The organism is Mesorhizobium sp. ArgA1 (assembly GCF_053714375.1).
Map to the genome: position 1 here is coordinate 153,235 of NZ_JBSKBQ010000001.1, position 19,218 is coordinate 172,452.

A 19,218-nucleotide genomic window follows, 5' to 3' on the forward strand; every position below is an offset into this window, starting at 1 on the left:
TCCCGCCCCGGCCGCGCGCGCAGCGCGGCCGGGCGTCAGCCAGGGGAGGAAACTCAGCTCATGGTCTCTCAGGCGGTCGGGCCCCTCAGTTCGTCGGACCCTTGTCGCCGGGCTTGCCCGGCAGCTGCTCGGGATAGAGTTCGTATTTCTGCTGCTTGTCGGCGGCGACGAAGACCCGTTCGCGCACGATCGAGTCCTCAGCCCAGTTGAACATGAAGATCGGCGTCCCCTGCGGAATGTTGGAGAAGCGCTTGTTGACGATCAGGGCGCCGGGATATTCGGTCAGCCCGACATTGTAGATATTTTCCGTCGAGATCTTCTGGAACTCTCGCATCAGCTTGGCGCGTTCGTCATTGTCCTGGCTCGAGACGAACTTGTTGACGATGTCGACAAGCTCCTTTTCGAACGGCATCAGGTCGACCACACCGCTTTCAGGCGCGCGGTGATCCCAGCTGGTCTTGGGGCCGACGGGCGCGAGTTGCACGGTGTTCTGCACGACGGAAGTCAGCTCCTGCTCATTGCGCCGCACCAGCCAGTCGAATCGGCCGGAATATTGCGAGGCGTCGCGCTGGGTGCCGTTGAGGCCGTTGAGTACGACGCGCAGGCCGAGCTTCTCCATCTGGCCGACGACGCCTTCCGCCAGGCTCTTGTCGGTGGTGTAGTCGTTGTTGACCAGCATGACGATCTCGACATTCTTGCCGCCGGCAGTGCCGGCCGGGAAGTTGACGAAGCCGTCGCCGTCGGTGTCCTTGAGGCCCGCCTTGGCAAGCTCAGCCTTGGCGCCTTCGAGATCGAAAGGATAGTAAACCGTCGAGTTGCGGTCATAGAAGGAGGTGCCGGAGGAGAGCCCGCCCGGATAGATCGCGGTGAACGGCCCCTTGACCAGCGAGTCGCCGAGCGCCTTGCGGTCGAGCGCCATGGTGACGCCCTTGCGGAAGTCCTCGTTGCGGTTCAGCTCGCGGATCGCCTGGCCGCGCTCGTCGGGATTACCCCAGCCATTGGCGGAAAAGTTCATGCGCAGATTGTAGCCGATCAGGCGCGGACCGAAAGCGAGCCGGGCCGGTGCGTCCTTGTCCGCCGCCCGCTTCAGCGAGGCGACGAAATTCTCCGGCTGCTCCAGATTGGAGAAGTCGGCAGCGCCTGCCACCGCCTGGACGTCGCGATCGGCCCAGGTCGACAGCTTGTAGTGCAGCTCATTGAGATAGGGCAGCTGGTTGCCCTTCTCGTCGACCTTCCAGTAGTAGGGATTGCGCCGCATGACGATAATGTCGTCAGGCCGATACTCCACCGGCACCCAGGCGCCCATCACCGGCATGTTCATATATTCCGGCGGGAACGCGTTCTTGAACTGGTCGTAGGTGTTCTTTGAATATTTTGGATGCTGCGGCTTCAGAATATGAGCCGGGCCGGGGCAGAAGGTGCCGTAGGCCATGGCGTAGAGATACTGCTTTGGGAAGGCGTCCTTGAACGTCCACTCGACGGTGTAGTCGTCGATCTTCTTCAGCGTCGTGCCGACCCCGAAGGTTTCCTCGGTGGCGCCGTTAAGCGGCGAGACGTTGGGGTCGACGACCTCGTCGTCCCAGTAGAACATGACGTCATCGGCGTTGAAGGCGACCCCGTCCGACCATTTCGCGCCTTCGACCAGATGCATGGTCAGCTTGTGACCGTCCTTCGACCAGTCCCAGCTTTTGGCCAGGTTCGGCAGCGGTTCGGTGTCCTTGGCCTCGACCTGGAATAAAGGCGCTGTGCGTGTCAGGCATTCCGACAGGCCAATGTCGATGCCGCCCCAGCCTTGCGTCTGGCCGGCGCCATAGTTCCAGCCTTCCGGCCGGCCGCCGATGACATGGCGCATTGTGTCGCCATAGACGCCGATGCCATCCGGCATGTTGGCGGTCTTGAATACCAGCGGCTCCTTCGGCAGCCGGTCCTTGACCGGCGGCAGCTTGCCGGCCTTGACGTATTTCTCGGTGACCCAGTCAGGCTCGTGATATTCGGGCAGCGCCTTGAATTCCAGGATGGAATCGCGGGCGACGTACTTGATCTTGCCCTCGGCGGGAAACGGTGCCGGCGCCGGCGGTGTTGTCGGCTCGGAGGCGTATGCGCCGAGCGCCAAGACCGAGACGCTCAGCGTCAAGCCGGCGAGAATGCCAATTCTGCGAAAGTTCCTCATCGTGTTCCTCCCAGATGTTTCGACGTCTGCTGCTGCCCGCATCTATCTACGACGGCTGATTGGCGAACCGGCCTCCCGCGGTGCGCCTGCAAGCATCTCAGCCCGCCTGTTTCAGCGCCGTCTTTTCGGCGCGCAGTTCCTCGATCGAGCGCACCTTGCGCCGCGCCGCACCCGCCCAGTCGCGGGTCTTGACCTTCGATTTCGAAAGCCGCTCTTTCGCCGCCGGCACCGCATCCGCATATTGCGGCAGCCAGCGGGCCTGGGCGACGACCATCTCGTCGACCATCTGCCAGACCTCTTCCGGTGTCGACACGGCACCGACCAGCGGATCGTGCAGCACGGCAAGCTTCAAGAGATCGATGTCGCCCGATATCGCCGCATGCACCGACATGCGCTGGACATTGATCGAAGAGATGCAGGTGGCGGCACAGGCTTCCGGCAGCGTGATGCCGGCGGCCATGTTGATGCCGAAGCGATCGACGAAGCCCGGCGATTCGATGATGGCGTCCTGTGGCAGGTTGGTGATAATGCCGGTGTTCTTGACGTTGAAATGGCCGCGGTAGACGCGGTTGGTCTCCAGCGCTTCGAGAATGTGGCTGGCATGTTCGTTGGAGCGCTTGGCCGGGTCGATCGGTTTCGACGCCGCTTCGAGAAACTGCGGGAATTCCGTCTCGAACCAGTTGCGCGTTTCCGTGGAGTAGCGGAGGTAGCCGCCGGTCTCGCCATGGATCCAGTCGGACATGTCGATCCAGCGGGTGATTTCGTCCGGCCGCTTGCGGTACCACGGCAGATATTCTGAGAGATGGCCGTTGCTTTCGGTCGAGTAGACGCCGAAGCGCTTCAGCACGTCAATGCGCAGCTTTTCCTGCTGCGAATAGACCGGATGCGCTTCGAACGCAGCGACCAGCTCGTCCTTGCCGATCTTGCGGCCGTTGAGGCGCAGATCGACGAACCAGGTCTGATGGTTGATGCCGGAGCAGACATAGTCGAGTTCGCCATGCGATTTGGCGCCGAGCACTTCGGCGATCTGTTCGGCGCCATGCTGGACGCCGTGGCAGAGGCCGACCGTATCGACCTTGCCGTATTCGATCGCCGCCCAGGTGTTCATCGCCATCGGGTTGGCATAGTTGAGGAATTTCGCGCCCGGCTCGGCGAGTTCGCGGATGTCTTTGCAGAAGTCGAGGATGACCGGGATGTTGCGCTGGCCGTAGAGGATACCGCCGGCGCAGATCGTGTCGCCAACACACTGGTCGATGCCATATTTCAAGGGAATGCGGATATCGTCGGCATAGGCTTCGAGCCCGCCGACCCGCACGCAGCTGATGACGTAGCGCGCGCCTTCCAACGCCTTGCGGCGGTCGGTGGTCGCGGTGACTTTTGTCGGCAATTTGTTGGCCTCGACGATGCGGTCGAGGATCGCCTTGATCATCCCGAGATTGTGCTCGCTGAGATCGGTCAGCGCGAATTCGATATCGCTGAATTCCGGAACGCACAGAATGTCGGTGAACAGTTTTTTGGTGAAGCCGACGCTGCCGGCGCCGATAATAGCGATTTTGAAACTCATCACCTTCACCTCGATGCGGGTCGAATGCCAGGCAAGGAGCGAAGGAGGAGCGCATGGCGACGCGCCATCGCGCGCATGCCATTCGGAACCGGAATTTCCGGCTCATTCTCCTCCCGCCCGCTCCTCGACCGCGGGTCTTTCGCGTTCTCAGGATTTGGATTATGCCGTTATTCGCGGGCACGGCCAGAGAACGTTTATGCTTTCGAGGGTAATTTTGTGCTGCGTGATCTGATCGCCAACGGACAGTTGATGCGCACCATTTCGCTGCCGCGCGGCCGTCAGCGCCTGCATGCCATGCCGACCAGCACCGGCTATGAAGTGCGCGAGGGTGTGACTTACGACTGGGATGGGCGCAAGCGCGGCCAGACACCGTTCACCGTGCTGCAGCACACGATCAGCGGCACCGGCCAGCTGCGCTATGAAAACCGCAACTACCGCCTGCAGGCCAACGACACGCTGCTGGTGCTGGTGCCGCACAACCATCGCTACTGGCTGGAGAAGGGCGACCGCTGGGAATATTTCTGGATCTCGATGAATGGCGAGGAGGCGCTGCGCATCCACAAATCCATTCTCAGTGTCTCCGGTCCGGTGTTGCGGCTCCAGCCTCAGACGATCGATCATCTCGCCGATTGCAGCCTGCGCCTGATCAAAGGCGGCGCTTCGCCGGGGTCGGCTTCGGCAGTCGCCTATGAAGCGGCGATGGCGCTTTACGACGATGTCTTCGGCTCGCACGCCTTCACCGAAAAACAGAGCGCCATGCAGCCGGTCATCGATCATATCAACGCCAATCTCGACAAGCCTCTGCCGGTAGCCGACCTCGTGCAAATCAGCGGCCTCAGTCGGGCACATTTCTCACGCTGCTTTGCCGAGAGCGAAGGCGTGCCGCCGGCCGAATTCGTGCTGCAGCAGCGGCTGCAGCGGGCGGCGAAACTTTTGACCAAGGCCGATTTCCTGCCGGTCAAGGAAGTCGCCATATTGTGCGGCTTCGAGGACGCCAACTATTTTTCGAAAGTCTTCCGCCGGCTCTACGGCATCAATCCGACGCAGTTCCGCACCACCGGCATGTATGCCAGCCTGGGCAACCACCGCTAAAACGGATTGCTTCTGGTTGCCGGCTTCAGGCGCACCCCTCACCCGATGCGGTTGCCGTTTGCGGGATCGAACAGATGCAGCGCCGTCGGATCGGCTGACAGTCTTACCGTGTCGCCCGGCCGGATAGTGCTGCGTCCCATGACGAAGACACAAACCAGCTGGTCGGCGAGCCGGACATAGAACTGCGTCGACAGGCCGAGCGGCTCGACCACTTCGACCTCTGCCTTGAGCCCTCCGTCGTCGGCGAGTTGGATGTGTTCCGGCCGCAGCCCGACGGTGAGCTTGTCACCATCCGTGAGCGGCAAACCCTCAGGCAGCCGCAGCTTCTGGCCGTCAGCCAGCACCGCATCCACCTTGCCAGCCTTCGCGACCGTCGCCGGAAAAAAATTCATGCCGGGCGAACCGATGAAACCGGCAACGAAGGTGTTGATCGGCCGGTCATAGAGTTCGAGCGGATGACCGACCTGCTGGACGTAGCCGTCATGCATGACGACGATGCGGTCGGCCATGGTCATGGCTTCGATCTGGTCGTGGGTGACATAGACCGAGGTGGTTTTCAGCTGCTGGTGCAGCGCCTTGATCTCGGCGCGCATATGGACGCGCAGTTTGGCGTCGAGATTGCTGAGCGGCTCGTCGAACAAAAACACCTTGGGATCGCGCACGATGGCGCGGCCCATGGCGACGCGCTGGCGCTGGCCACCGGACAATTGCCGCGGCAGACGGCCGAGGAAACTGTCGAGACTGAGGCGCTTGGCGGCCGCCCCTACCCTGCCGTCGATCGTCGTCTTCTCCGCCTTCTTCAAAAGCAGGCTGAAGCCCATATTCGACGACACATCCATATGCGGATAGAGCGCATAGGACTGGAATACCATGGCAATGTCGCGGTCCTTCGGCGCGACATCGTTGACCAGCCGTTCGCCGATGCGGATCTCGCCGCCGGAGACTTCTTCCAGCCCGGCAATCATGCGCAAAAGGGTCGACTTGCCGCAGCCGGACGGGCCGACCAGCACGACGAACTCGCCATCGGCGATCTCCAGATCGACGCCGTGCAGGATGCGCAGCGAACCGTAATCCTTCTCGACGTTTTGCAGCGTGACGGAAGCCATCGATTATCCTTTGACCGCGCCGGCGGTGAGGCCGGTGACGAGATAGCGTTGCAGGAAGGCAAAGAAGATGCAGACCGGGATCAGCGCCAGGATCGACGCCGCCATCATCTGCCCCCAGTCGACGGCGAATTTGCCGATATAGGTGAGCAGGCCGACGGCGAACGTCTTCTGGTCGTCGCTGGAGATCAGCATCAGCGCGAACAGCAGTTCGCTCCAGGCGGCGGTAAAGACGAAGCCGAGCGTCGCGCCCATGCCGGGCAAGGTCAGCGGCACGATCACCTTGCGCATCGCCTGCGCCCGCGTACAGCCGTCGATCATCGCCGCCTCCTCCAGATCCTTCGGAATACCGTCGAAGAAGGATTGCATCAGGAAGGTGGCAAACGCCGTGTTGAAGGCGGTGTAGATGATGATCAGCCCGACCAGGCTGTTGGTCAGGCCAAGCTCGCCCATGACGCGGTAGATCGGCGGAATGACCATCACCAGCGGGAAGGTCTGGGTCAGCAGCAGCATGATCGACAGCGTCGCCTTACCGCGGAAGGTGAAGCGCGACATCGCGTAGCCGGCAAGCGTGGCAATCACGGTGACGAGTGCCGCAGTCGACACCGAGACGATCACGCTGTTAAGGAAATAGCGCGGGAAATCAGACGCTTCGAGAACCGTGATGAAGTTGCGGAACGTCGTCTGTGACGGCCACAGCGTGATCCCCTCGGAATAGAGCAACCGCTCCGGCGTCACCGAGATCTTCAGCGTCCAAAAGATCGGGAACAGCGCGAAGATCATGTACGCCGCAATCGCGCCGTAAAGGCCGATGCCGCTGAAAATGCGTGAGGAAGTGGAGCGCCCGGCGATCATCAGACGTGCCTCACCAGCAAGCGGCGAATGGCGATCAGCGCGATCGCATAGGCGATGAGCAGGACCAGGAGGAGCACCGCGACCGCCGAAGCGTAGCCCTTGTCCAGCGACTTGAAGGCGCTGACATAGATGTAGACCGGCACCGTGCTGGTCGAGCCCGCCGGCCCGCCTTCGGTCATGACGAAGATCAGATCGGCGAAAGTGGCGATCCAGATCGTGCGCAGCATGACGGTGATGACAATGGTCGGCGCCAGGAAGGGAAGCGTCACCTTGGTGAAGCGCTGCCAGGGCGAGGCGCCATCGATGGCGGCGGCCTCATGCAGCTCCGACGGGATCGACTTCAGCGCCGCCAGGAGCGTGATGGCGAAGAACGGAATGCCGAACCAGATGTTGGCGACGATCGGCCCCCACATGGCGGTCGCCGGATCGGAGAGCACATTGGTCGGTTCGGCTTTCAGGCCAAGGGCGAACAGCCAATGCGGCAGCGGTCCGATGATCGGGTTGAACAGCCACGCCCAGGTCAGGCCCGACAGGAAGGACGGCACCGCCCAGGGCAGGAAGACGACAGCCTGCACGAATTTGCGGCCGTAGAATGGTTTGTCGAGCAGCAGCGCAAGACCAAGGCCGAGGAAGAACTGGAAGAACAGGCTGGCGACGGTCCACCAAAGCGTGTTGACCAGCGCCTGCCCCAGCACCTGGTCGGTCAGCATCGCCTGATACTGGCCGAGACCGACATATTCGGATTTGAAGGCGGAGAACTTGCGGAAGGAATAGCTTATGCCGATGACCAGCGGCACCAGCAGCACCACAACCAGCAGAACGATCGCGGGGCTGAGATAAAGCCAGGGCTCGATGGCGGCATGCGTCAGCCGCTTCTTTCGCGGCCGGCCTGCGGATCGTATTTCGGACACGGCATAGGTCATTGGGTGCTAAAACATCTCCTGGAGGAGTATCGGGATTGGCCACAGCCGTCCTTCTCCCCGTCTGCGGAGAAAGACGCAGGTAGGCGGATAAAGGGCAGCGCAAACATTGGGGTGCTGGCGCTGCCCCTCATCCGGCCCTTCCGGGCCACCTTCTCCCCATAGAACGGGGAGAAGGAAGAAAGGGAGCCGCGCCTACTTCTTGTTCTTGGCCATCCAGTCCTGCTGTTCCTTGGTCAGGAACGCAGCCCATTGATCGGCGACGTCCTTGGCCGACTTCTGGCCGAGCAGCACTTCCTGGAAATTCTTGATCGCCACCTGGTCGACGAAGTTGCCGAGGTTTTCCAGATGCGTCGGCGGCGTCACCATTTCATATTTCGAGCTGTCGCTGAGCTCGGTGAACCAGCCCTTGAACTGCTCGGTCTTGAAATGGGAGTCCTGGTCGGCGCCATTGTGGATCGGCACGACGCCGACTTCCTTGGCCCATTCCAGATTGTCCTTGGGCGACAACAGCGTCGCCATCAGCTTCCAGGCATCGTCCTTGTGCTGCGAATTGGCGAACATCGCCCAGCCGGCATAGCCCAGCGTCGGATAGGACTTGCCGCTCGGTCCGACCGGCAGCGGCGCCACGGCAAAATCGTCGGCGCTCATCTTGTCGGCAATGCCGATCAGCGCGTCAGGGTCCTGGTTGAGCATGGCGCAGGTGCCGGAATAGAAGCCGGTGACGGTCTCGTTGAAGCCCCAGCTCACCGCGTCCTTCGGCGCCAGCCCGTCCTTGTACATGTCGGCCAGCATCTGCAGGCCCTTGACCGAGCCTTCCTCATTGATGGTCGAGGTGCCGTCCTCGTTGAAGTAGCCACCCTTGCCCTGGGCGATGTTCATGAACATGTGCATGCCGTTGAAGGCGCCCGGGCCGCCGCGCAGGCAATAGCCATATTTGCCCGGAATGGCGGAGATCTTTTTTGAATCGGCGATGAAATCGTCGAGAGTCGCCGGCGGGCCGTCAAGGCCAGCTTCCTTGAACAGCTTCTTGTTCCAGAACAGCGCGTTCACATAGTAGCCGTAAGGGATCATGAACTGGGTGTTGTTGACCGTCGAACCGAACTGCTTGGCGCGGTCGCCGAGCGTCTTGGCATCGTCCCATTTGGCCATGTAGGGGCCAAGATCCTCGAGCTGGCCGTTGGTGGCATAGAGGCCCATCCAGCGCTCCGGCATCTCGACGATGTCGGGCGTATCGCCGGCCTGCACCATGGTCAGGAATTTCTCGAACGCCTGGCCCCAGGGCAGCGAGACCACCTCGACCTTGACGCCCGCATTGGCGGCCTCGAATTCGGCGATCTGCTTCTTCAGGAATTCGGTGCGCTGCGGGCTGGTGATGACCTCGACCAGCTTGAGGGTGGTGTCGGCCAGCGCGCCGCTGGCGGAAATCGCCAGGCCGGCAGCGGTGGCAAGCATGATGCTCAGTCTTTTCATGTTCAGAACTCCCATTTTGAACCCAGTTATTTTTTTGCTTTGTCGAAGACTCTGCTTTTGTCGAAGGCTTGGGCGATGTCGGCCCAGAGGTCCTCGACGCTTTCCAATCCGACATTGAAGCGGATGGTTCGGGGGCTGACGCCGAAGCGCGCCATCGAATTGAGACCCGGCGTCTGCTCGAGCGAGGCTTTTGCCGGCACGACCAGGCTTTCATGGCCGCCCCAGCTGACGCCGATGCGGAAGAATTTCAGCGCGTCGACGAAAGCCGGAATGTCGACATCCTCCGTCACCTCGAAGGAAAACAGCCCGGCGTAGCCGGCAAGCGTCTTCTTGCCGGGATGGTTGGAATAGGCGGGGTGATTGACGCGCTCGACCTTGTCATGTGCCTTCAGCCGCTCGGCGATGGTGAGCCCGCTCTTCATGTGGTGCGGCAGCCTCAGCGGCAGCGTGCGCAGGCCGCGCAGCAAGAGCCAGCCCTCGAAGGGCGACAGTTTGGCGCCGAGCTGCGAATAGGTCTGGTCGTTGATGTGCTTGATGTGAGCAGCCGAGCCCGCGACCACGCCAGCAACCGTGTCGCTGTGGCCGCCGAGATATTTCGAGGCCGAGTGCAAGACGAGGTCGACGCCGTGCAGGATCGGCTTCTGAAACACCGGCGTCGCCCAGGAATTGTCGATGGTGGTGACGATGCCCTGCTCTTTCGCCAGCCGCGTCAGGTGCGCCAGGTCCTGGAGCTCGAACATCATCGAGGTCGGGCTTTCCAGATAGAGCAGTTTCGCGCCCGGCAGTGCCGCAGCGACCGCGTCCGGATCGGAACCGTCGACATAGTCGACCTTGATGTTGAGGCGCGGGAACAGCCGCTCGAACAGCCTGTAGGCGTCGCCATAGCAGTTGCGCACCGCAACGATACGATCGCCGGCGCCGACAAAGGCGAGCACGGTAGAGCTGATCGCCGCCATGCCGCTGGAGAATCCGCGCGCGGCCTCGGCGCCTTCGAGCGCTGCAACGCGCGCCTCGAATTCCATCACCGTCGGATTGTCGCCGCGCGAATAGATCGGCTGTTTGCGCCGGCCGGCGAAGGTGTCGGCCATCTCGGCATAGCTGCCGAAGGTGAACAGCGAGGTCTGGTAGATCGGCGGCACCACGGCATTGCCGGGAAACGGATCGTCATGCGCCAGAAGCGTCGCCGCCTCGGCGAGATAGTCGCTGCCGGAAATGCCTGGGTCGAAGCCGTGCTCGTTCATTTGCGGTCCGAAAGTTTGAGGTTGGCGGCGCCGCGCTTCAAATCGTCCTCGACGGTGGCGATCAGCTTCAGCGCCTCGGCCCGGGCGCCTTCCGGGTCGTGCGCGGCGATGCAGTCGAACATGGTGCGGTGGTAAGGAAAGCTGGCGTGGCCGAAATCACGCACACCGAGCGGATGTTCCCAGAAGCGGTGGAACAACTCATGCATGGCGGCGATGATCTGCTCGAACAGCGGATTGCCGCAGGCGCGGTAGATCGCCTGATGGAATTCCCAGTCCTCTTCCGACGACATGCCGGCCCGGTTGAGAAACTCCTCCTCCATGATGTCGAGCTTGCGCTCGATCTCGGCGAGATCGTCCTTGTCAGCGCGAATGGCGCAAAGGGCGGCGGCTTCCGCTTCGAGCGCCCGGCGGATCTCCAGCGTGCGCATCAGGCCGGTGAAATCATTGCCGCCCGCGAGCGTCAGCGGCAGGTGCAGCATGTCGAGCGAGACGGCAGCCTTGAGATAAGTGCCGGAGCCCTGCCGGCGCTCGACCAGTCCAAGCCCTTCCCAGCGCGTCAGCGCCTCGCGCACCGTGTTGCGGCTGACTTTCAGGCGCTCAGCGAGGATACGCTCGGTCGGCAGCCTCTCACCGGGCTCCAGTTTTTCGCGCATCACAAAGCCAGCCAGCGCCTTCAGCACCGCATCGTCGCGGGCTGTCGTCTGGATCGGCGGAAGGCTGAATTCGGTCACGCCAGCAGAAATCCAAGTGGTTCAATGGTCCAACCAATTTCTGCATGGATGACAGGAGCTGTCAACAGGGGAAACGCGGCAGGGCCGAAGGGCCAGATATGCCCTTCGGCCCTGCCGCCTCAGCCGTATATGCGCGCCGGCGCAGCGGTCGCACGGGCCTCCCGCCAGCGAGCGAACATTTCCTCACGAACCCGCCTCGAACCGGAGAGGCGCTCCTTAGCCTGCGCCAGCACGGCCGGCGAAGCCTCGGCGGGCGTACCCGAGCGAAAAGGAGGTGCCGGGGCATATTCGAGCGAGAGCTGCACGATCTCCGCCTCCTCCTGTCCAAGCAGCCTCGCAACCAGCGCTAGCCCGAAATCGATCCCGGAGGTGACGCCGCCGGCGGTAATCAGCTTGCCGTCCTCGACGATACGCTCATCGACGGGGATCGCCCCGAACTCTTCAAGGAAATCATGTGCATACCAGTGCGTCGTTGCCCGCTTGCCCTTCAGCAGCCCGGCCGCGCCGAGCACCAGAGCGCCGCTGCACACCGAGGTGATGTAGCGCACTTGCGCCGCGCGCTCCCAGACGAAATCGAGGACTGCCTGATCCTCCAGCAGCGGGTTGACGCCGCCTCCCCCTGGAATGCACAGCACATCGAGAGGCGGGCAATCGTCGAAGGTCGCCGTCGGCGTCAGCAACAGCCGCGTCGAGGACATCACCGGATTGCGATCCTTCCAGATCAATTCCACTTCCGCGCCCTTGGCTGTTGCCATGACTTCATAGGGGCCGGTGAGGTCGAGCTGCTGGACGTTGTGAAATACGAGGATGCCGAAACGAAGGGGCATGGAAAATCTCCGTGGGTTGACTTCCGGCAATCTAGGCCATCATGATTTGGCGTAATTGCCATTCACCCCTCGTTTCAGGCCAAACCCAATGCGCCGCATCGAAGTGCTTGCCTATCCCGACGTCCAGCTCCTCGACGTCAGCGGACCGCTTCAAGTCTTTGCCAGCGCCAACGACTTCAAGAGGCAGGCCGGCGAACCAGCACCCTACGAGGTCACGGTCGTCGCGGCCTCGCCGCGCATCGGCACATCGGCCGGCCTCGTCCTGGAGGCAGCGGCGCTGCCGGCGCAGGGAGGCGAGATCGACACGCTGGTCGTGCCTGGCGGATGGGGCGTCAACGCGGCCTGCGACGATGCCGAACTGGTCCAATGGATCGCTGGCCGCTCGCGCGATGCCACGCGAACCGCATCCGTCTGCAGCGGCGCCATGCTGCTGGCGCAGGCGGGCCTGCTCGACGGCCGTCGCGCGGTGACCCATTGGGGACGCTGCGCGGAGTTCGCCCGGCGCTTTCCGGCGGTCCGCCTCGAGCCCGATCCGATCTTCATTCGTGACGGCAATGTCTGGACGTCGGCCGGCGTAACGGCAGGGATCGATCTCGCCCTATCCCTCGTCGAGGCCGACCTCGGCCGGCACACGGCGCTTGCAGTGGCGCGCGAGTTGGTGGTCTTCCTCAAACGTCCCGGTGGCCAGGCGCAATTCAGCCAGACACTCAAGCTGCAGGAGGGCGACGGGCGCTTCGACCGGCTGCATGGCTGGATCCTCGAAAATCTTGCCGGCGACCTGTCGCTGACGCAGCTGGCCGACCACGCCAATATGAGCCCGCGCAGTTTCTCGCGGCGCTATCACGAGGCGACGGGCCGCACACCCGCCCGCGCGATCGAGGAGATCCGGATCGAGGCGGCGCGACGGATGCTGGAGCGCGGCCAGCCCGTCAACCAGACGGCACGCCGCTGCGGCTTCGGCTCGGAAGAAACGATGCGGCGCGGCTTTCTGCGCGTCCTGGGCACCAACCCGCGCGCCTATCGCGAGCGTTTCTGATCGCAATTGCTCGCGCCATCAACGCGGCGGTCGACGCCGTAGGGACAGAGCCCCTATCCCGGCAATCTGCCGAGTCGGGAAGCAAAACGCTCCACCATCGCAAGGCCGACCTCATTGGGCCGCATCGCCGGCGCCCGGTCGTGTATCGGCACACCGGAGCGGGCGCCGAACAGCCGCTTGCCGTAGCAGATCAGGTTCTCGATGCATGGCGCCACAAGGACGGTTCCTTCACCGAGTGATACCCCGGCCGATCTTGCGGCCAGGCCATTGCGACTTCGCGGTCACTCTCGCGGCGGGGCAAGGGTCACGCAGGCCTCTGACGTCAGCAGCCGGAAGGTGAACGTCTCCTGCAGATAAAGTTCGACGCTCGTGCTGGAATGCGAGAGGTAGCCGATCGACAGGTCCTGGCCGATATCGAGCTCGAAATCGCCACCGCGCGTCGAGAGCACAAACCCGCCTTCGATGGCCGGCGCCCAGATGATGCCGCCATCGACCATGCGTTCGATATGGTGGAAGACCGGGTAACCCTCGTCGCTACCGCCGCTGACAGCCGTATAGGCCGCCGCACCCAGCACCAGTGCGTAGGGACCATTGACGCCGGCTAGCCGCAACTGGCTGGCCGCCTGGGCGACCGCTTCGGGATAGCCCATCACATTGCCCGGCAATGCCACCACCGGATTGCTGGTGCCTTCGCGAATGCCCTGGATGCCGGCGGCGGCGTAGCCGTCGAACACCGAGCGATCCTCGGCGAAGGCAATCCTGCGCGCCGCTTCCTTCACCGCCGACCAGTCTGAATCCGTGGCGCCCCGCTCGACATCGTCGATCGCCTGGCGTGTCAGTTCGAACGGGACCCGCAATTCGACCAGCGCCTGCACCTCGCGCTGCGCCGATTGCACCCCTTCGCCCGGACCTGCGATCTGCTTGAGATGGCCGGTGCCGACGGAAGATAGGTCGAAACCTTTCGGGCCGACGACATCGACGACACGCCGCGCCGCCAGATGGCGCTTGAGGGTGCGCGATGCCTCGTCTTCGATCTGCGCCCAAGCACCGTCCGAGATGGGAGCGAGTTCCCGATAAAGCGTGTTCATGTCTGCCTCACATCCTTGAGAGATCCGATACCGAGTGAGCCGTCGCGCGCGCGCGACTGGGGTTGATCCGTTATCTCGGGCTGGGTGGACAGCGGAGCAACGGCCGCATCCGCCGCAACATCGTCGAGGAATGTCGCCGACGGCACGAAAAACAGCGAGCCGGTCACCGCGCGGCTGAAGTCGAGCAGCCGGTCGTAATTGCCCGGCGGCCGGCCGATGAACATGTTCTCCAGCATCTGCTCGATGCGGCGCGGCGAGCGGGCATAGCCGATGAAGTAGGTGCCGAACTCGCCCTTCCCCGCATCGCCGAACGGCATGTTGTCGCGCAGGATTTCCAGCTCTTCGCCATCCTCGGTGATCGAGGTCAGCGCATTGTGCGCCGATGTCGGTTTGACCGCGTCGTCCAGTTCGATGTCGGAAAGCTTGGTCCGGCCGATGATCTTTTCCTGCTCCGCCACCGGCACCTCGTTCCAGCGCGCCAGATCGTGCAGGTATTTTTGCACGATCACGTAGCTGCCGCCGGCAAAGCCGGGATCCTCCTCGCCGACGATCGTGGCGTCGATTGCGCCCTGATCCACCGGGTTCTCGGTGCCGTCGACGAAACCGATCAGATCGCGGTTGTCGAAATAGTTGAAGCCCTGCACCTCGTCCGTTGTGGCGACGGCGCCGCCAAGCCGCGCCATGATCTGCGTCGCCAGTTCGAAGCAGAGGTCCATTCGCGCCGCACGGATATGAAACAGCATGTCGCCGGGCGTCGAAACAGCGTGATGCTGACCTCGGATCTCGCGGAACGGATGCAGATCTCTGGGCTTTGGGGTTGCAAACAAACGGTCCCATGCGTTGGAGCCAATTGCCATGACACAGGACAACCCGCCCTCGAGGTCACGAAAGCCGACCGCGCGCTTGAGTGCGGAAAGATCGGCACACAAGCCGCGTGCGGTCGCGTCGTGTTCGGGATCGGATTTGAGCGTAACGACAAGAAAGATCGCTGCCCGCGTCAAAAGGGCGGCGACCGGTTGCGAAACGACGGCTGGCAAACTGGACTCCATGCTTGATCCATTCGGTATCCTCCGACGCGGTGCCCGAATCAAGCAGCATTTCAATCAAGCCAGTCCACAGGATTTGGCGCTTGCGCCGCACTCGACGATAAGGCATTCCCGCCGCAATGGGCATCCGTCCAACGGATAGGCCGGAAGGATTTTCGGTCCGCCTGCCTCACGACGCGCCTGCCCTTCGGCGACCGGTATCGCGGGCAGGCCAACAGAGCGAAGCAGGTTACGACAAGCAGGGGCGCCGAATTCTCGACGCATGGCACGAGAACAATGTCTGCAAGTAAATGCAACCAGAAATACATAGTTTACTAGCGGCGGTTGCTTGCAAGCGTCGGATCGGTTAATGCCTCTGACCTCCAATTAAAAGCAATCTCTATCCACGGAACACGACGGAAACGCGGCTCTCATCGGCCTTTTCTTGACGCAGGCCGCGTTGACATTTCGATGTCGTCCTGCGGCTGCGCAAGCGATCGCAACGCCGAACTCCCCCACACCGCCATCGAATTCTGTCGGCCGACAAAATGCAACGAGCGCGTTGATCCCATTGGATTTTTATGCTCCAGGGCCAAAAAGCAACCTTGGCCTGGAATGGTTCGATCTTCGCGATTTGGACAGCGCTTCGCAGCCGCAAAGCAGCGCATTGATTTATCTGCATATTTTATGAAAGATTTACGCGTTAACTAACTATTAACGTATCGCTTAACTTTCCCCTCCGTTTACTTAGAATACTTCGAAATGGGTTATTTCCACACGATGCGCAACGTTTCAAAAAAGTCTCAAGGGGGTAAGAGCGCGATCCGCGAAGCGGATTCGCCACGCGCCCAGGCGTCCGCAACAGGTGAGGCTTCCCATCCCCGTTCGCTTGGCGAGATCGGACCTGCAGGCGTGACAACCGGCGCGCAGCTTCCCGCCTTGCCGACCGTTGTGCTCGGCGGCCTGCCGATCACCGTGATCGACCGGCAGGACGCCGCCCGGCTGATGATCACGTCGGCGCGCGGGCACCTGCCCAACACCCGCCCCTATTATTTCACCTCCGCCAATGGCGATGTCATCGCCCAGGTGGGGCAGGACAAGGAAGTCGCCCGGGTATTTCGCCAGGCCGACCAGATCTTCGCCGATGGCCAGCCGCTGGTTTTTGCCTCGCGCCTGCTGTGCAGCCTGCACCTGCCGGAGCGGGTCGCCACCACGGACCTGTTCCACGATGTCGCCAAGCTCGCCGAACAGGAAGGCACGACGTTCTACCTGCTGGGCTCGACGGAGGCGGAGAACAACAAGGCTGTCGCCCGCATCAGCACCAAATACCCCCGCCTGCGCATCGCCGGGAATTGTCACGGCTTTCTGGCCGGCCAGGCGCTTGAAAGGAAACTCGACGAGATCAACGCGCTAGCGCCCGACATATTGTGGCTGGGCCTCGGCGTGCCGCGCGAGCAGATCTTTATCCGCGATTATGCATCGCGGCTCCACAATGTCGGCCTGATCAAGACGTCGGGCGGGCTTTTCGACCATATCGCCGGCAAGGTCCGGCGCGCGCCGCTATGGGTGCAGAAGGCTGGCTTCGAGTGGCTCTGGCGTGTGATGATGGAGCCACGCCGGCTTTTCTGGCGCTACTTCACGACCAGTCCCCGTGCCGTCTATGCCATATTGAGGTACTCCAAATGACGGCCGAGCATCGCCACATTCCGCTGCCCGAAGGGACCGATGCCGAGATCGCCATCGTCGGCGCCGGACTTTCCGGCACCATTGCGGCGAATGTGCTCGGACGGGCCGGTTACAGCGTCATCTTGATCGATCGCCATTCGGTCTTTCCAAGGGAATTCCGTGTCGAGAAAGTCGCCGGCGACCAGATTGAAAAACTGCGCCGGCTTGGCCTTCTGGACAAGCTTTCGACAGCGGCCGTGGCCTTCGATGAGATCGTCAACATCCGCAGGGGACGCTTTCTCGATCGCACGCATGCGCGCCACTACGGAATTTTCTACGATGACCTCGTTGCCGCCATGCGCGCCGAACTGCCCGAAAGCGTTCGCTTCATTTCCGGCCGCGTCAACGGGCTGGAGACAGGAACAGACCGCCAGCGTGTGTCGATCCTCGACCACCACGACGTGACGGCGCGGCTGCTCGTGCTGGCCACCGGCATGGGCGACATTCTGAAACGCGACCTCGGCATCGAGCGCCATTTCGTCCATCAGAAGCAGTCGCTGACCTTCGGATTCAATCTGCGCCCGGTGGGAGCCAGCGCGTTCAAGCACCCGGCCCTCACCTATTACGGCGGGGTCTCCGACGGCATCGATTACCTCAACCTGTTTCCCGCCGCCGACGTCACGCGCGCCAATCTGTTCGTCTTTCGCGATCACCGTGATCCCTGGGTGAAAGCGCTGCGCGAACGTCCGCGGGAAACGCTCATCGACACGCTGCCGGGGCTGGTCAACGCCTTCGGCGATTTCGAAGTCATCAACCGGGTCGACAGCTGGCTCACCGACATCACCGTGGCGCAGAAATGCGTGCGCGATGGGGTCGTTTTGATCGGCGATGCCTATCAGACATCCTGTCCGGCCGCAGGTACCGGCGTCAGTCGGCTGCTCACCGATGTCGAGCGGTTGTGCACGGTGCATGTGCCGCGGTGGATGGCTTCGCCCGGGATGACGGCGGCCAAGATCGCGACGTTCTACGACGATCCCGCAAAGCTGGCGATGGATGAACATGGTCTGCACATGGCTGAGTTCCGCCGCAGCCTGACCATCGACACCGATCTGCGCTGGCGCGCGCACCGGCAGCTTCATTTCAGCCGTCGTCGCGTGATGCAGAAGATCACCAGTCTCAGCCCCGCTTTCGCGGCCAGGCTGCGCGGTTTCAGAAAGCCCGGTATCGAAGCCGCGACCTGATCGCAGGCATTCGGATGTTCAGGATCCAGCCGCCTCGTCGCTGGGCGCCTGCGGCACGACGGTACGGTCGGGCTTGGGCTTCTTGCCATGCGCACCGACCAACCGTCGCGCCAGAGCCTTGGCCGCCGGCAGTTTCTCGACGGTCACGTGCGCGGCATAGCCGAGCGGGCTGCCGGCCCTGAAAATCTGCCACATCGGCGATGGCCGGCCACCGAAGGTAACCTTGTAGGGCTCATCGCCAATCGTGAAGTCGAGCGAATGGTCGCCGCGCTCGATGCAGTCGCGGGCGATCTGCTCGAACATGAGGCTGCCGATCGACTGCTTCCTGTAACCCGCCTCGTCGAAGCCGCCGAGAATGACCAGCAGCGAGCCGCGATGTGCGAGACCGAGCGCGCCGGCGATCGCACGATCATCCATCCAGAACGTGTAGGTGCGCGCAAAGCCGCCACATCCCTCGGCCGCCACAGCCATATAGAACTCGAAGTAGGACGGCGACTGCAACAGGTCGGCTGGGCCGTCGCTGCCGTCGAAGCGCTTGCCGCGGTACAATTTGAGCGCATCGAATGTCGTCCGGATGGCGTCGATACTATCGGAACATTCAAAACGCGCCTGGCCCATCCGGCCGAGCTGCCGCGACTTCTTGTCGAGCTCCTTGCGATAGGAATTGTCGAGCTGGTGTTCGCGCCACGCCGCGAATGTCGCTTCCAGCTTGCTGGAATAGGCGCTCATGCCCATGCTCTCACGCTGGTCGATGCCAAACAGGCGCTCGATTGCCAGCGAGCGGTCGGCCAGCTTGCCGATGCGCAGCAGATCATAGGGCTTCAGATGTTTTCGGATGGCGGCCACTGTGGGGCCGTCTGCCACGATTCGCGAAAACGTCTCCTCGTCGGCGACCGGCGATATGTAGTCGGAAACACGCATGTCGGCGAATTCCACGACTTTCAAGAGCGTGTAGCGACGCCTGACCAGCGGCAGGACCATCGCCAGTCTTCCGCTTATGCGCACGACGATGATCAGCGGCGTGGCCGCACCCTGCCCGACGATCTTCTCGTACAGCAGGGCGAGCCAAATGGGGTGCTGAAAAGCAGTTGCAGCCGAGCTGGCGAAAAGCTCGGCATATTCCTTCGAACGAAAATCGAACGAATCCTCGACAGTGACTTCAAACATTTATGGTCCGAACCGGCTGG

17 protein-coding genes are annotated in these 19,218 nt (G+C 62.4%); 4 read left to right on the plus strand and 13 right to left on the minus strand.

All coding sequences use genetic code 11. The features are described 5' to 3' along the window. Nucleotides 1-85: 85 nt before the first annotated feature. Both ACWGTI_RS00700 and melA read right to left on the minus strand, forming a co-directional pair. A complete protein-coding gene (locus tag ACWGTI_RS00700; protein ID WP_454585340.1) occupies nt 86-2,170 on the minus strand; it encodes an ABC transporter substrate-binding protein in 2,085 nt (694 codons plus the stop codon). Nucleotides 2,171-2,267: 97 nt separating this feature from the next. After that, on the minus strand, nt 2,268-3,734 hold the full coding sequence (melA, locus tag ACWGTI_RS00705; RefSeq protein ID WP_454585341.1) for an alpha-galactosidase: 1,467 nt from the start codon (nt 3,732-3,734) through the stop codon (nt 2,268-2,270). 75 nt (nt 3,735-3,809) lie between these two features. Here melA and ACWGTI_RS00710 point away from each other — a divergent pair, with 75 nt between their 5' ends. Further along, the gene (locus ACWGTI_RS00710; RefSeq protein ID WP_454585342.1) at nt 3,810-4,826 is read left to right on the plus strand and encodes an AraC family ligand binding domain-containing protein; all 1,017 of its coding nucleotides are present in this window, start codon (nt 3,810-3,812) and stop codon (nt 4,824-4,826) included. A 38-nt stretch (nt 4,827-4,864) separates the two neighbouring features. Here the strand turns inward: ACWGTI_RS00710 and ACWGTI_RS00715 are convergent, their stop codons facing one another. The 7 genes from ACWGTI_RS00715 to ACWGTI_RS00745 all read right to left on the minus strand — a co-directional run bounded on the left by ACWGTI_RS00715 (nt 4,865) and on the right by ACWGTI_RS00745 (nt 11,976). Then, the gene (locus ACWGTI_RS00715) at nt 4,865-5,932 is read right to left on the minus strand and encodes an ABC transporter ATP-binding protein (protein ID WP_454585343.1); all 1,068 of its coding nucleotides are present in this window, start codon (nt 5,930-5,932) and stop codon (nt 4,865-4,867) included. A gap of 3 nt (nt 5,933-5,935) precedes the next feature. After that, nucleotides 5,936-6,784: a carbohydrate ABC transporter permease gene (locus ACWGTI_RS00720; RefSeq protein ID WP_454585344.1), complete on the minus strand. Its 849-nt coding sequence runs from the start codon at nt 6,782-6,784 to the stop codon at nt 5,936-5,938. Then, a complete protein-coding gene (locus ACWGTI_RS00725; RefSeq protein ID WP_454574741.1) occupies nt 6,784-7,707 on the minus strand; it encodes a carbohydrate ABC transporter permease in 924 nt (307 codons plus the stop codon). Before ACWGTI_RS00725 ends, ACWGTI_RS00720 begins: the two co-directional genes overlap by 1 nt. 192 nt (nt 7,708-7,899) lie before the next feature. Beyond that, nucleotides 7,900-9,177: an ABC transporter substrate-binding protein gene (locus tag ACWGTI_RS00730; RefSeq protein ID WP_454585345.1), complete on the minus strand. Its 1,278-nt coding sequence runs from the start codon at nt 9,175-9,177 to the stop codon at nt 7,900-7,902. 26 nt (nt 9,178-9,203) lie between these two features. Beyond that, nucleotides 9,204-10,418: a PLP-dependent transferase gene (locus tag ACWGTI_RS00735; RefSeq protein WP_454585346.1), complete on the minus strand. Its 1,215-nt coding sequence runs from the start codon at nt 10,416-10,418 to the stop codon at nt 9,204-9,206. Further along, nucleotides 10,415-11,149 carry a FadR/GntR family transcriptional regulator gene (locus ACWGTI_RS00740; RefSeq protein WP_454585347.1) on the minus strand — a complete coding sequence of 245 codons (735 nt, stop codon included), beginning with the start codon at nt 11,147-11,149 and terminating at the stop codon, nt 10,415-10,417. The genes ACWGTI_RS00735 and ACWGTI_RS00740 overlap by 4 nt, the downstream gene beginning before the upstream one ends. Before the next feature lie 119 nt (nt 11,150-11,268). After that, the gene (locus tag ACWGTI_RS00745; RefSeq protein ID WP_454585348.1) at nt 11,269-11,976 is read right to left on the minus strand and encodes a DJ-1/PfpI family protein; all 708 of its coding nucleotides are present in this window, start codon (nt 11,974-11,976) and stop codon (nt 11,269-11,271) included. Nucleotides 11,977-12,064: 88 nt separating this feature from the next. Between ACWGTI_RS00745 and ACWGTI_RS00750 the strand changes: the two genes are divergently transcribed. Further along, entirely contained in the window at nt 12,065-13,012 is a 948-nt protein-coding gene (locus tag ACWGTI_RS00750) for a GlxA family transcriptional regulator (protein WP_454585349.1), read from the plus strand. Nucleotides 13,013-13,065: 53 nt separating this feature from the next. Here the strand turns inward: ACWGTI_RS00750 and ACWGTI_RS00755 are convergent, their stop codons facing one another. The 3 genes from ACWGTI_RS00755 to ACWGTI_RS00765 all read right to left on the minus strand — a co-directional run bounded on the left by ACWGTI_RS00755 (nt 13,066) and on the right by ACWGTI_RS00765 (nt 15,149). Next, on the minus strand, nt 13,066-13,227 hold the full coding sequence (locus tag ACWGTI_RS00755) for a hypothetical protein (protein ID WP_454585350.1): 162 nt from the start codon (nt 13,225-13,227) through the stop codon (nt 13,066-13,068). A gap of 66 nt (nt 13,228-13,293) precedes the next feature. Continuing rightward, nucleotides 13,294-14,100 carry a family 1 encapsulin nanocompartment shell protein gene (locus tag ACWGTI_RS00760; protein WP_454585351.1) on the minus strand — a complete coding sequence of 269 codons (807 nt, stop codon included), beginning with the start codon at nt 14,098-14,100 and terminating at the stop codon, nt 13,294-13,296. Beyond that, nucleotides 14,097-15,149, minus strand: a complete 1,053-nt coding sequence (locus tag ACWGTI_RS00765; RefSeq protein WP_454585352.1) for a Dyp-type peroxidase — start codon at nt 15,147-15,149, stop codon at nt 14,097-14,099. Before ACWGTI_RS00765 ends, ACWGTI_RS00760 begins: the two co-directional genes overlap by 4 nt. An 888-nt stretch (nt 15,150-16,037) precedes the next feature. On the opposite strand from ACWGTI_RS00765, the gene ACWGTI_RS00770 reads away from it, so the two are divergent. Then, a complete protein-coding gene (locus tag ACWGTI_RS00770; RefSeq protein WP_454585353.1) occupies nt 16,038-16,811 on the plus strand; it encodes a WecB/TagA/CpsF family glycosyltransferase in 774 nt (257 codons plus the stop codon). Further along, a complete protein-coding gene (locus ACWGTI_RS00775) occupies nt 16,808-18,031 on the plus strand; it encodes an FAD-dependent oxidoreductase (protein WP_454585354.1) in 1,224 nt (407 codons plus the stop codon). The genes ACWGTI_RS00770 and ACWGTI_RS00775 overlap by 4 nt, the downstream gene beginning before the upstream one ends. 18 nt (nt 18,032-18,049) lie before the next feature. Here ACWGTI_RS00775 and ACWGTI_RS00780 read toward each other — a convergent pair whose 3' ends face one another. Then, on the minus strand, nt 18,050-19,198 hold the full coding sequence (locus ACWGTI_RS00780; protein ID WP_454585355.1) for a GNAT family N-acetyltransferase: 1,149 nt from the start codon (nt 19,196-19,198) through the stop codon (nt 18,050-18,052). Between the last annotated feature and the right edge of the window lie 20 nt (nt 19,199-19,218).